Below are 12784 nucleotides of genomic sequence, written 5' to 3' on the forward strand. Positions count from 1 at the left end.
TCAAATAGCTCGGTGTCCGGTATCCCGTACTTAAGCATGCGCCCTTCCAAGGGTCCATAACAGGAACCGCTACGCCAGCATGTCTGGAATTCCAGACTTTGCCGGCGTGCCGGCGGGCCTTCCGCCCCTATCCGTCCGGCTCCAGGGGTGTTTCGCTGGACGCCAGGCTGGGCGCGCGCAGGGACACGGGAGTTCCGCCGTGAACAAGTCGCGGCTGACGGGCGACGGGACGGAGAGACATGAAGCCGGACCTCTCGGGCCACGTGGCCCTGGTGGCCGGCGCCACGCGCGGCGCGGGCCGCGGTACCGCCGTCGCTCTCGGTGAGGCCGGTGCGACGGTGTACTGCACCGGCCGGTCGGCACTGGGCCGCCGCTCGGACTACGACCGGCCCGAGACCGTCGAGGAAACGGCGGCCCTGGTAAGCGCGGCCGGAGGCGCGGGGATCGCCGCCGCCGTCGACCACCTCCAGCCTGCTGAGGTGGAAGCGCTGGTGCGGCGGATCGACGCCGAGCAGGGCCGGCTGGACATCCTGGTGAACGACATCTGGGGCGGTGAGCGGCGGATCGAATGGAACACGCCGGTCTGGGCCCACGATCTGGACGCCGGGCTGCGGATGCTGCACACGGGCGTCGACACGCATCTGATCACGAGCCATTACGCTCTGCCGCTGTTGATCCGCCGGCCAGGCGGCCTCGTTGTGGAGATGACCGACGGGACTCGCGAATACAACGCCGGGCATTACCGGGTCTCGGTGTTCTACGACCTCGTCAAGGCCGCAGTACTCCGGCTGGCCTACAGCCAGGCGGAGGAGCTGAAGCAGTACGGATGCACGGCGGTGGCCCTCACGCCGGGCTGGATGCGGTCCGAAATGATGCTCGAAGCGTTTGGCGTCACGGAGGAGAACTGGCGTGATGCCGCCGCTGTCCAGCCGCACTTCGCCGCGATTTCGGAAAGCCCGCGCTTCGTCGGCCGTGCGGTGGCGGCCCTCGCAGCTGACCCCGGCGCGCTGGGCCGCAGCGGCGGTTCCTTTTCCTCCGGCGGCCTGGCCCGCGAGTATGGCTTCACTGACGTCGACGGCTCCCAGCCCGACTGCTGGCGGTATCTGGTCGAAGTGCAGGACGCCGGCCTGCCGGCGGCTGCCGCCGGGTACCGCTGACCCGCCGCTCGCACGGTAACAACAACCTTGCGGCCCGTCCCAGGTGCATTTACTGGATGACCACGGCGCCGGGGATGTCTGAAATCGAAGACACCGGCTGCCCGTGAGGCTCATCACAGCCGCCCTCAACATGGTCTGCTGGTTAGCGATCCCCCTCCCAATGACGAGAAGGTATTCGCATGCAACAAGCCACCACGGACACCAAGCCAACGCCTCCCCCGGGACCGGCCGGTACGCCGGGCACCGCCGGACGCACAGTCGGCGCCGCCGTCGAAACCGTCTTGAACCGGGGACTCAACGTCCGCCACATCCGCTTCATGGCACTGGGTTCGGCGATCGGCACCGGGCTCTTCTACGGTTCCGCGTCGGCCATCCAGAAGGCCGGCCCTGCCGTGCTGCTGGCGTACATGATCGGCGGCGCCGCCGTGTTTATGGTGATGCGCGCCCTGGGTGAAATGGCCGTGCGCCACCCGGTGTCCGGTTCCTTCGGCCAGTACGCCAGCCGCTACCTCGGCCCGTTGGCAGGCTTCGTGACGGGCTGGACCTACGTGTTCGAGATGGCGATCGTGGCCATCGCAGACGTCACCGCGTTCAGTATCTACATGGGCTTCTGGTTCCCCGAGGTCGAGCGCTGGATCTGGGTCCTGGCGATCATCTTCTTCCTCGCGGCGCTGAACCTGCTCAGCGTCAAGGTCTTCGGCGAACTCGAGTTCTGGTTCTCACTCATCAAGGTGGTGGCCATCATCGCCATGATCGCGGGCGGCGCCGCCATCATCGTGTTCGGCTTCCAGGCCGGCGGGGCGACGGTTGCGCCCGGCCTCGGCAACCTCGTGGAGCACGGCGGGCTGTTCCCCAACGGCTTCGAAGGCCTCCTGGCCTCGTTCGCCGTCGTGATGTTCGCGTTCGGCGGCATCGAAACCCTGGGCATCACCGCCGGCGAGGCCGCGGATCCGAAGAAGGTCATCCCGAAGGCCGTCAATACGGTCCCGGTGCGCGTCCTGCTCTTCTACGTGCTGACGCTCGGTGTCCTGATGAGCCTGTTCCCCTGGGACGAAATTGGCACCAACGGCAGCCCGTTCGTCCAGATCTTCAGCGGGCTGGGCATCCCGGCGGCGCCCCACATCCTCAACGCCGTGGTCATCACCGCGGCGCTGTCCGCGATCAACAGCGACATCTTCGGCGCCGGCCGGATCCTCTTCGGCCTGTCCCGGCAGGGTCATGCCCCCGCGAGCTTCGGCAAGGTCTCCCGCCACGGCGTGCCCTGGATGACCGTGGTGATGATGGCGGGCACCCTGCTGGTGGGCGTGGTCCTGAACGCCGTCATCCCGGAGGACGTCTTCCTGCTGATCGCCTCGATCGCGACCTTCGCCACCGTCTGGGTCTGGGTGATGATCCTCGCCTCCCACGTGGCTATGAAGCGCGAGATCGCCCGCAAGGGGCTGCCGGCGTCGGAATTCCCGTCGCCGTGGTGGCCGGCCGCCTCGGTGGCGACGATCGTTTTTATGGCCCTGGTCATCGGAATCCTCGGCGCGTTCGAGGACACCCGCGTGGCACTGTATGTGGGTGCCGCCTGGCTCGGACTGCTCGTGATCGGATACCGGCTCTGGGTCCGCGGACACGGCCGGGTCCGGGCCGAGCTCGCGGACGAAACCGCGCAGCTCCCGCAGGTTCCGGCGCAAAGCTAGGGACGACGGCGGGGCGGCCGGGGCGCCCTGCGCCGGCCGCCCCGCGGGGCTAAAATCAGTCATGGTCCCCGCCACCAACCTGCTGACGTTTGCCCTCGCGGCCCTCCTCCTTATCGCCGTGCCGGGGCCCAGCGTGTTGTTCGTCATCGGTCGCACGCTGGCGCTGGGCCGCCGGGGCGGGCTCCTGAGCGTGCTGGGCAACGCCGCCGGGGAGCTGCTGCAGATCGCCGCGGTGGCCCTGGGCGTGGGAGTGGTGCTGGCCCAGTCCGTCCTGCTCTTCAGCGCGGTCAAGTTCGCCGGCGCGGCCTACCTCATCTACCTCGGGATCCAGGCCATCCGCCACCGCGGCGGAAGCCCGACGGCGGCGGACCCGTCGCGTCCGGCGTCGACCTTCCGGATCCTCCGGGAGGGATTCATCGTGGGCGCCACCAACCCCAAGTCGATTGTTTTCTTCGTGGCCGTGCTGCCCCAGTTTGTGGACTATTCGGCGGGCGCCATTCCGTTGCAGCTCGCGACCCTGGGGGCGCTGTTCCTCGCGATTGCGCTGGTCTCGGACAGCGGCTGGGCGCTGATCGCGGGCACGGCGCGGCGCTGGTTTGCCAGCTCGCCGCGGCGGATCGCCGCTCTGGGCACCACCGGCGGGGCGATGATGATCGGGCTGGGCGGAACGCTTGTCCTCGTCGGCAACGGGGCGGAGCCCCAGCCCGGCAAGTAGTCCGTGCTGTGGCCCAAGTGGTGCCCGGCCTGACCGGGGTAGAAGTTACTCGTGTGACGAGAGGTGCCCGGGGCTACAGTTGCTTCACGGCGGTACCGGACCGGCCGGGACACACGCTGGGGAGCCTGCCTCAACTGGTCCGGACCCGCCGATATTCCGAATGGCGCTCGTCCCTAAGGAGTGGTTTCGATGGGGTTTCCAGCATCTTCGCAGGCCCAGCGCCAACGACGCCGCGTGGCCACTCTGCTGTCGGAAAAGGTGACCCGCGCCAAGGCATCGCGGATTCCGTTCCAGGTGGGGCAGGTCTTGGTGGGCGATGACCCGTTCAACGGCCGCCGCCTGGGCACAGTGGCGGTGATCGAGGCCCCCTACGTGGGCCTCCGGACGGCCGACATCGCACCCCAGGACATCGTCTTCTACGACTACCGGCAACTCCGGTACCCCGACTAGTGGACGGGCCAGAAGACATGAGCTCAGCGAACTTCTCCTCACACTTCCTGACCATCGCGGAAGTCGCTGCGGCCATGCGGGTATCCAAAATGACTGTCTACCGGCTGGTGAAATCACACGCCATCGCCGCCGTGCGGGTGGGACGCTCGTTCCGGGTGCCCGAGGAGGCCGTCAACGACTATATCCGCCGCTCCACCGAACCGGCCACGCAGGACAAGGACAAGGACAAGGACGACGACACAGCGGACTGACCGGCCGCCGATCCGCGAATGGCCTGCCGCTGACGTGCCGCCGACCGGCCCCTGATCGCCGCCAGTCAGCGCCAGCCGCCACAAGCACGCGGGGTCACATCGCGCCCATCCCCGGCGGCGACACGGGCGCGATGTGACCCCGCGTTGCTGTGTGCGGGGATGTGACGGCCCGTCAGCGCGCGGACCAGCCGCCGTCCATCGTGTAACTGGCGCCGGTGACCATCCCGGCGTCGTCGGAGGCCAGCCAGGCCACAAGGGAGGCGACCTCCTCCGGTTCGACGAGGCGCTTCACGGCGGCCTCGGTCAGCATGATCTTGGCGAGGACCTCGGCTTCCGGGATCCCGTGCACCTTGGCCTGGTCCGCGATCTGGGACTCGACCAGCGGGGTCCGGACGTAGCCGGGGTTGATGCAGTTGGAGGTCACGCCGTGGGCGCCGCCCTCCAGCGCAGTGACCTTGCTCAGGCCTTCCAGCCCGTGCTTGGCCGACACATAGGCGCTCTTGAACGGCGAGGCGCGGAGCCCGTGGACGGATGACAGGTTGATGATCCGGCCGAAGTTGTTCGCGTACATGTGCGGCAGAGCGGCGCGGATGAGCAGGAACGGCGCTTCGAGCATCAGCGTGATGAGGCGGCGGAAGTCCGCCGGGTCAAAGTCCTCGATGGGGCTGATTCGCTGGATGCCGGCGTTGTTGACGAGGATGTCGCAGTCCAGGCTGACGGACTGCAGGGCCTCGACGTCGAGCAGGTTGACCGCCCAGGCGGTGCCGCCGACCTCGTCGGCGAGGGTTGCGGCCGCGGCCTCGTCGACGTCGGCAATCACCACCTTGGCACCCCGTGCCGCGAGGGCGCGGACGCTGGCAGCACCGATTCCGCCGGCTCCGCCGGTCACCAGGGCCTTGCGCCCGTTCAAGCTGCTCTCCATGTCTGCACTCCTCAGTTCGCGGTCTTTGACGGCCCAGAGGAGGTGCGATGCACAGCACTGAGCAGCTTCACTGAGTATTGCCGCACAAAGTGGGTGTTTCAATGGTCAAACCAGCACCCCTTATGTGCAGAATTGCAGATATGAATGCAAACCCCGATGACCTGCTCGTACTCCTGGCGGTCTCCCGCTCCGCGAAGTTCACGACGGCGGCGCAGTCCCTGGGGCTGAACCACACCACCGTGTCCCGCCGGATTGCCGCGCTGGAAAAGGCGCTGGGCGGGCGGGTGCTGTCCCGCGCGTCCGGCGGCTGGGAGCTCACGGACCTGGGCGCCGAGGCGGTCCAGGTGGCCGAGCGGGTGGAGGCGGCGATCCGGAGCCTCGAACAGCCCGGCCGGACCCCGGACCCGATCACCGGCGTCGTCCGGATGACCGCCACGGACGGCTTCAGCGCCTACATCGCAGCTCCCGCGGTGGCCAGGCTGCGCCGCGACCACCCCGGGCTCAGCGTTGAGATCATCACTGTGACCCGGCGCGCGCTCCAGCAGCGTTCCGGGCTGGACATCGAGGTGGTGGTGGGTGAACCGCAGGTGCACCGGGCTGCGGCCGCCCGGCTCGGCGAATACATGCTGGGCATGTACGCCTCACGCGATTACCTGGCTGAGTACGGCACCCCCAAGACCATCGAGGAACTGACCACCCATTCGCTGGTCTACTTCGTCGATTCCATGCTGCAGGTGGACGATCTGGACGCCCCGCGGCGGCTGGTCCCCACCATGCGGGACGGACTGAGTTCCACCAACGTCTTCGTCCATGTGGAGGCGACGCGCGCCGGGGCCGGAATCGGGTTCCTGCCCTGCTTCGCGGCGGACCTGCATCCGGACCTCGTACGCCTGATGCCGGACGAGTTTGCCGAGCTGTTGCCGTATTGGATGGTGCTGCGGCCCGACTCCATGCGCCGCCCGGCCGTCGCGGCGGTGGTGCAGGCGCTGCGCGAACAGACCAAAGCGCACCGTGAGGCGCTCATGGGGCGGGGCGGAACTGCAGCGGCTGCTCCCTAAACGCCGTCTTGGGGCGCCAAAAGGTCCGTTACGGAGCAGTCGACGGCGCCGCGTCCACCGATTTCAGGTTCACGGTTTTCGGGTCGTGGCGAACCGGCGCGCCGGCGGCAAAGGCCCGGACCTTGGCGTCGTCCCAGATGTGCGCGGGCACCGCCCCGCCCAGCAGCCGCCGCGCGAGCCCGGGGTCGCCGTCGAACGGGACATCGCTGCCGGCCATGATCATATTCCCGAAGCGCCGGCCCTTGAGCATGGCAGGGTCCGCAATGATCACCGTGTGCTTGAACGTCTCCGCGATGGTCGCGGCGTCCTCGCGGGCGTTCCTCAAGTCCGGCGCGTCGCCGGAGTTCACCACATAGATCCCGCCGGGAGCGAGGACGCGCCGTGCATGCTCGTTGAACTCCCTGGTGGTGAGCGGCCTCGGTGTCAGCGAGCCGGCAAAAACATCGCGGACGATCAGGTCCCGGGTCTGCGGCGTAAGGCTTTCGGTGACCTCTCGGGCCTCCCCCACACGCAGGCGCATGAGCGGCGCCTTCGGCAGGTCGAACCAGCCGCGGACGTATCCCGCCAGCTTGCCGTCGAGTTCCACCACCACCTGGCGGGCATCCGGGTAAGCGGCGTGGAAGTAGCGCGCCAGTGAGCATGCCCCGCCGCCAAGATGCAGGGCGCGCAGCTTCGGCCGTGACTCCCGCGGCCAGCGCGATTCCACCAGGGCCGAGATCCAGCGCATGTACTCGAAGTCGAGGAACAACGGATCCGCCAGGTCGATATGCGAACTCATCACACCGTTGATCCGCAGCAGCCACCCGGTGGAGTTGTCCTGGTCGGCGATCAGCTCGCAGTCGCCGGTATCGATGTAGTAAACGCCCTCCACCGGACCCTCGGGGCGGCTGCCCTTGGGGACGTCCACCACTCCGGCCGTCTTTTCGGTGCTGTTCCGGCCGGCCGCCCTGCCCCGCTTCGCCATCAGCCGTCCACCGTTTTCCTCATGATTCAAGCCTAGTTCACCGGCCGGGCGGGGCTTCACCGTGGACATACGGGGGCCGCGGCGCCCGCAGGCCCGCGTCGTCCGCGGCGCGCGGGCAGATCAGGGCGGATCGGCGTCGTCCATCCACCCCGATCTGCCCGCGGCCGAAGAAATAAAACCAAGGGTACTTACTATTCATTAGTAATCATGCTTACTATTATTTCTCCAGTTATTGCTGGTTCGTGATCAGCAGCCGATCTTGAAAGAGAGCGAAGATGACAGAGAACCAATGGCCCCAGGACGGTAGCTACCGCGCACCCACGGCCACCCAGGAGACTCCGCTCCGGCCGGAAACCACCTTCCCGCCGGGTCCAAACGGCAGCAACTACGGCACGTCCGCCGACACCGGCGCATCCAAAACCGACGCGGCCAAGGACGAGGCCGCGGAGCTGAAGCGCACGGCCGCTGATTCCGCCCAGACCGTGGCAGAGACGGCCAAAACCGAAGCGTCCAATGTCGCCGCCGAAGTGAAGACCAACGCCCGGGATCTCCTGCACCAGGCCAAGTCGGACCTGACCGACCAGGCCGGCGCGCAGCAGCAGAAGGTCGCCGAAGGGCTGCGCTCCGTTTCCACCGAACTTCACAACATGGCCTCCGCTTCCGACCAGCCCGGCGTGGCCACCGACCTTGTGCGCCAGGCCGCCGAGCGGTCTTCCGCCGTGGCGTCCTGGCTCGACGGCCGCGACCCGGGGTCGCTGCTGACCGAGGTGAAGTCCTTTGCCCGCCAGCGGCCCGGCACCTTCCTGCTGCTCGCGGCCGGCGCCGGTGTGCTGGCCGGACGGCTCAGCCGCAGCCTGAGCGCCGGAGCGCCGGAAGCCGCCGCCCCAGTCACCCGGGTCCCCGACACCGGGGCGGCCGTGCCGCCGCCTGTGCAGATGCCGGCCCCGGAAACCACGACGGCGGGCTTCGCGGACACCTACCCGCCCAGTCCGCTCGACGCCGATCCGTTGGGCGACGGCGCCCGGCAGGACCGCTGGGCCGCCGAGCCCGTGGCGACGGACCCCCTGCAGCAGGACCCGCTCCGCGATGACCCCTTTGACGGTGGTCGTCGATGACCAGCGAAATGCCTCCCACCGCCGCGCACGTGAAGGCTGAGACGTCATCGCTGGGTGATCTCCTGGGTGAGGTCACGCGGGACATGTCCACCCTGATGCGGCAGGAAGTCGAGCTGGCCAAGGTCGAACTCAAGCAGTCCGCGACCCGCGCCGGCAAGGGCAGCGGGATGCTGGCCGGTGCCGGCGTCGCAGGCCACTTCGTCCTCCTGTTTCTGTCCCTGGCGCTCTGGTGGGCGCTCGGTACCGTCATGGGGCTGGGCTGGGCCGCCGTCGTCGTCGCCGTCATCTGGGGAATTGTCGCCGCAGTCCTGGCAGCCATGGGCCGCAAGGAACTCAACGCGATCAAGGGCCTGCCCCAGACCGCTGCGACGCTGCAGGAGATCCCGCCCACGCTCAAGCCCACTACCTAAGTTCAGCGAGGAAACACGATGAGTGAAAACCCGGATGTCATCCGAGCAGATATTGAAGCAACCCGCGCGCGGCTGGGCACGAACGTCGATGCCGTCGCGGACAAGGTCACCCCGTCCCACATAGTCCAGCGGCAAACCGACAGAGTCAAAGAAAACGTACGGGACGCCGTCTTTGGAGCGAAGGAGAAAGTTATGGGAGCCGCCGACCACACTGCCGGCAACGTCCACTCCGCCACCGGAACCGCCGGGGCGCATCTGGGCGACGCCGGCGCAGCGATCGGGGACGCGCCCGCCCAGGTCAAGGCCAAAACCCAGGGCAACCCGCTCGCCGCCGGCCTGATCGCGTTCGGCGCCGGCCTGCTGGTGTCCTCCCTGATCCCGGCCAGCACCAAGGAACGGGAGGCGGCGGATGCGCTGAAGACCGCTGCTGAACCGCTCACCACGGAACTGACCGAGGCCGCGAAGCACGTCGCGGAGGGGCTCAAGGAACCGGCGCAGGAAGCCATGGAGAACGTCAAGGCAACGGCCGCCGATGCCACCGAGCACGTCAAGGCCGAGGGCCAGGGCGCCGTGGCGGACGTCAAGGACCGGACTGCGGAGGCCAAGGACAACGTCCAGCAGCACTAGTCCCGTTTGAACCCGGCCGGCCGCCCAGCGCACACGCGCCCGGGCGGCCGGCCGATGTGCTTAGCCCGATGAAAGAAGACCCCCATGGCCCAGAATCCTGCCAAGGCAGACAATGACTCCATGACCGACGCCGAAACCCAGGAGAGCAGCACCGCCAAGGCCCGCACGGCGCCCGCTCCGGACGATTCGCGCAAACCGGACAGCCCCACCGACGTCACCAAACCCTCGTGGAAGTACATTGCCAAGAAGACGCTGCGCGAATTCACCAAGGACCAGTGCCCGGACCTGGCAGCGGCCCTGACCTACTACTCGGTCCTCTCCATTTTCCCGGCGCTGCTGGCCCTGGTGTCCCTGCTGGGCATCTTTGGGCAGGCCGAGAAGACCACCTCCGCGCTCCTGGAGATTGTTGCCGGGTTCGCGCCCGCTGAAACGGTCGAAGCCCTCAAAGGGCCCGTCGAGCAGCTCAGCAGCTCGTCCGCCGCCGGATTTACCCTGATCTTCGGAATCCTCACGGCCCTCTGGTCCGCCTCCGGCTATGTCGGGGCGTTTGGCCGGGCTATGAACCGGGTCTACGAAGTCGACGAGGGCCGGCCGTTCATCAAACTTCGGGGCACCATGCTCGCCGTCACCATTGCCACCGTACTGATCGTGCTGGTGCTCTCGGCCATGCTCGTCCTGAGCGGTCCGGTGGCCGAGTCCGTCGGCAACGCCGTCGGCCTGGGCGGGGCCTTCCTGACGGCCTGGAACATTCTCAAGTGGCCGGTCATCCTGCTGCTCGTGATCCTCGCGATCGCCATCCTCTACTACGCCACACCGAACGTGAAACAGCCCAAGTTCCGCTGGATGAGCCTGGGCTCCGCGATCGCACTGGTGATCTTCCTGCTGGCCTCCCTGGCGTTCGGGTTCTACGTGGCCAACTTCAACAGCTACGACAAGACCTACGGCGCGATCGGCGGCGTCATCGTCTCACTGCTGTGGCTGTGGATCCTCAACATGTCACTGCTCTTCGGCGCCGAGTTCGACGCCGAGATGGAACGAGGCCGCCAGCTCCAGGCCGGCATCGAAGCCGAGGAAACCATCCAGCTGCCGCCCCGCGATACGAAGCAGAGCGACAAGCTGCAGGCGCGTGAAGAGGAAGACATCCAACGCGGCCGCGAACTGCGCGAACGGAGCAGTGCTGCCGAGGCGGAGTCCGGTCCGGATACCGGGCACACCCCCGGCACGGAGCCGCGCAACCCGCGGGACCAAAGCCCCTAGCCCTTTCCGGTCCCACGGGTTCTACTGGGGCAAAGTGCCGCCCGGAGGCGGACACTGCTGACCTGGAGGACGCATGACGGCACCCGCCGCAGGGCACCACCGCACCACCGTGGCGGTGGGCTATGACGGGTCGGAGGCCGCGCAGGACGCCGTCCGCTGGTCCGCGGAGTATGCCTCCGCCGGAAATTACAGGATCAGGGTCGTCCACGCCTGGGTCTGGCCCATTTTCACCAAGAAACTCGGCCCGGTCCGGGGCGTGGAGGGCAGCGGGCTGCGGCACTCCGCCGAGGCCATCCTTGCGGAGGGCGTTGACGTGGCACGCACTGCCTTCGCCGCAGCCCGAACCGCCGCGCCGGCTCCGGCTCCGGCTGCGGCTCCGGCTGCGGCTCCGGCTGCGGCTCCGGGGAAAAAGGCCGAAACCGGTTCCGACGTCGAAGGTGTCATGGAGACAGGGCTCCCGGCGACGGTGCTGCGCGATTCGGCCCATGACGCCCGACTGCTGGTGATCAGCAGCCGCGGACTCGGCGGAGTGCTGGGGCATGTTGCGGGGTCGGTCTGCCTCGACCTGGCCGGGTCCTCCCCCTGTCCTTTGATGGTCATCCGCCGGAGGCGCGGCCCCGGCGAGGCCGCGGCCGCCGTCGTCGTCGGCGTCGACGGGACGTCCCGAAGCTCAGCGGCGCTGGCCGGCGCCGTCCGGCTGGCGGGCATCCTCGGGGCCACCCTGCAGGTCGTCCACATCGACCAGACCCGCGGCCGGGCCCGCGAAGGTCACGGCAGGCATGCTAGGCACGGCCAGGAACTGCTGGACCATGCCCTTGAGGAGGCCCGGGGCCTTGCCCCGGAACTGTCCATCTCCGGCGTCCTGCGGGAAGGCCACGCGGCCTCCAAGGAGCTGCTCGCGGCCTCCGCTGACGCCGACGTCCTGGTGATCGGAACCCACAATCGCGAGGGCGGCCCCGGCAACACGGTCACGGCCGTCCTGAACAAGGCGCGGTGCAACGTCCTGATCACGCGCTGACCCGCTCCACCGGACCACCGCCTTCGGAGGGGAGCTGAAGGTTTTAACAGAGGAGGACGCCTTTGCGAGCCTGGCGGGTAGGACAGCCCGGGCCGATGAGCAGCGGCCCGCTCGTGGCGGATGAGTGCCCCGATCCCCGGGCGGGCCCCGGGGAGGTGCTCGTGCGGGTCCGGGCCTGCGGAGTGTGCCGCACGGACCTGCATCTGGCCGAGGGAGACCTCGCCCCGCGGCGCTCCGGCGTCATTCCGGGCCACGAGGTCGTCGGCGAAGTAATGGCGTGCGGGCCCCGCGCCACGAGATTCTCCCCCGGCGACCGGGTGGGGGTGGCCTGGCTCGGGAGGACCTGCGGATCCTGCCGCTTCTGCCTGCGCGGAGAAGAAAACCTTTGCCTCTCCCCCGTGTTCACTGGCTGGGACCGCGACGGCGGCTACGCGGAGCTCATCACCGTGGCCGAGAACTTCGCCTACCGGCTCCCGTCGGGCTTCTCGGACGAGGAGACGGCGCCCCTGCTGTGCGCAGGGATCATCGGCTTCCGGGCGCTCTGCCGCGCCGAGCTGCCCATCGGAGGCCGGCTGGGAATCTACGGCTTCGGCGGATCCGCGCATCTGGCGGCGCAGATCGCGCTCTACCGTGGCGCGCGCGTGTACGTGATGACGCGGTCGGCGAAAGCGCGCAGCCTTGCCCTTGAGCTGGGCGCGACTTTCGCCGGCGGCGCCGAGGAGCAGCCGCCGGATCCGCTGGATTCCGCGATCCTCTTCGCTCCGGCCGGCAGCCTGGTTCCGGTGGCCCTGCGCGCCCTGGACCGGGGAGGCACTCTCGCCGTGGCCGGCATCCACCTGAGTGACATTCCCCCGCTGCACTACGCCGCCGAGCTGTTCCAGGAACGCCAGCTGCGCAGCGTCACGGCCAACACCCGGGCCGATGGCGAGGAGTTCTTCCGCATCGCCGCAGAGATCCCACTACGCCCCACCACGGTGTCATATCCGTTCTCGGCCGCGGACCAGGCCCTGCTGGACCTGTCGGAGGACCGGATCACGGGTGCGGCCGTGATCCGGATGGACTCCCCTTAGCCGGTACCGGCGCGAAGTAAAGGGCGTCCCGGGTGACCCGCAGCCCGGCGGAACTGCGCTGGACGACGTCGACCGTCCCGGCCAT

At 68.5% G+C, this 12784-nt stretch carries 14 protein-coding genes; 12 read left to right on the forward strand and 2 right to left on the reverse strand.

Annotated features, from left to right (window positions below; translation table 11 throughout):
• The first annotated feature begins 239 nt into the window (after positions 1–239).
• The 5 genes from AC1DC5_RS03520 (at position 240) to AC1DC5_RS03540 (ending at position 4258) form a co-directional block, all read left to right on the forward strand.
• A complete protein-coding gene (locus AC1DC5_RS03520; RefSeq protein ID WP_476864209.1) occupies positions 240–1157 on the forward strand; it encodes an SDR family oxidoreductase in 918 nt (305 codons plus the stop codon).
• 179 nt (positions 1158–1336) lie between these two features.
• Positions 1337–2842 carry an amino acid permease gene (locus AC1DC5_RS03525; protein WP_476864210.1) on the forward strand — a complete coding sequence of 502 codons (1506 nt, stop codon included), beginning with the start codon at positions 1337–1339 and terminating at the stop codon, positions 2840–2842.
• Positions 2843–2903: 61 nt separating this feature from the next.
• Positions 2904–3557, forward strand: coding sequence for a LysE family translocator (locus AC1DC5_RS03530; RefSeq protein WP_441405089.1), 654 nt, complete (start codon positions 2904–2906; stop codon positions 3555–3557).
• Between the two features lie 189 nt (positions 3558–3746).
• The gene (locus tag AC1DC5_RS03535; protein WP_441405090.1) at positions 3747–4007 is read left to right on the forward strand and encodes a hypothetical protein; all 261 of its coding nucleotides are present in this window, start codon (positions 3747–3749) and stop codon (positions 4005–4007) included.
• Positions 4008–4024: 17 nt separating this feature from the next.
• Positions 4025–4258 (forward strand): helix-turn-helix domain-containing protein, encoded by a 234-nt coding sequence (locus AC1DC5_RS03540; RefSeq protein ID WP_476864211.1) that lies wholly within the window; start codon positions 4025–4027, stop codon positions 4256–4258.
• Positions 4259–4430: 172 nt separating this feature from the next.
• Here the strand turns inward: AC1DC5_RS03540 and AC1DC5_RS03545 are convergent, their stop codons facing one another.
• Positions 4431–5180: a 3-hydroxybutyrate dehydrogenase gene (locus AC1DC5_RS03545; RefSeq protein WP_441405092.1), complete on the reverse strand. Its 750-nt coding sequence runs from the start codon at positions 5178–5180 to the stop codon at positions 4431–4433.
• Positions 5181–5320: 140 nt separating this feature from the next.
• Here AC1DC5_RS03545 and AC1DC5_RS03550 point away from each other — a divergent pair, with 140 nt between their 5' ends.
• Complete coding sequence (locus AC1DC5_RS03550; RefSeq protein ID WP_476864212.1) at positions 5321–6238, forward strand: LysR family transcriptional regulator; 918 nt, start codon at positions 5321–5323, stop codon at positions 6236–6238.
• A 28-nt stretch (positions 6239–6266) separates the two neighbouring features.
• Here the strand turns inward: AC1DC5_RS03550 and AC1DC5_RS03555 are convergent, their stop codons facing one another.
• Entirely contained in the window at positions 6267–7202 is a 936-nt protein-coding gene (locus AC1DC5_RS03555) for a spermidine synthase (protein ID WP_476864213.1), read from the reverse strand.
• A gap of 275 nt (positions 7203–7477) precedes the next feature.
• Between AC1DC5_RS03555 and AC1DC5_RS03560 the strand changes: the two genes are divergently transcribed.
• From AC1DC5_RS03560 to AC1DC5_RS03585, 6 genes are all read left to right on the forward strand, one after another.
• The gene (locus AC1DC5_RS03560; RefSeq protein ID WP_476864214.1) at positions 7478–8317 is read left to right on the forward strand and encodes a hypothetical protein; all 840 of its coding nucleotides are present in this window, start codon (positions 7478–7480) and stop codon (positions 8315–8317) included.
• Positions 8314–8727: a phage holin family protein gene (locus AC1DC5_RS03565; protein WP_441405096.1), complete on the forward strand. Its 414-nt coding sequence runs from the start codon at positions 8314–8316 to the stop codon at positions 8725–8727. The genes AC1DC5_RS03560 and AC1DC5_RS03565 overlap by 4 nt, the downstream gene beginning before the upstream one ends.
• An 18-nt stretch (positions 8728–8745) precedes the next feature.
• Entirely contained in the window at positions 8746–9354 is a 609-nt protein-coding gene (locus tag AC1DC5_RS03570) for a DUF3618 domain-containing protein (protein WP_476864215.1), read from the forward strand.
• An 84-nt stretch (positions 9355–9438) separates the two neighbouring features.
• Positions 9439–10611 carry a YihY/virulence factor BrkB family protein gene (locus AC1DC5_RS03575; RefSeq protein WP_476864216.1) on the forward strand — a complete coding sequence of 391 codons (1173 nt, stop codon included), beginning with the start codon at positions 9439–9441 and terminating at the stop codon, positions 10609–10611.
• 73 nt (positions 10612–10684) lie between these two features.
• Complete coding sequence (locus AC1DC5_RS03580) at positions 10685–11629, forward strand: universal stress protein (protein WP_476864217.1); 945 nt, start codon at positions 10685–10687, stop codon at positions 11627–11629.
• A gap of 62 nt (positions 11630–11691) precedes the next feature.
• Complete coding sequence (locus AC1DC5_RS03585) at positions 11692–12699, forward strand: zinc-dependent alcohol dehydrogenase family protein (RefSeq protein ID WP_476864218.1); 1008 nt, start codon at positions 11692–11694, stop codon at positions 12697–12699.
• The last annotated feature ends 85 nt before the right edge of the window (positions 12700–12784 follow it).

Source organism: Arthrobacter sp. 10L424 (assembly GCF_056395325.1).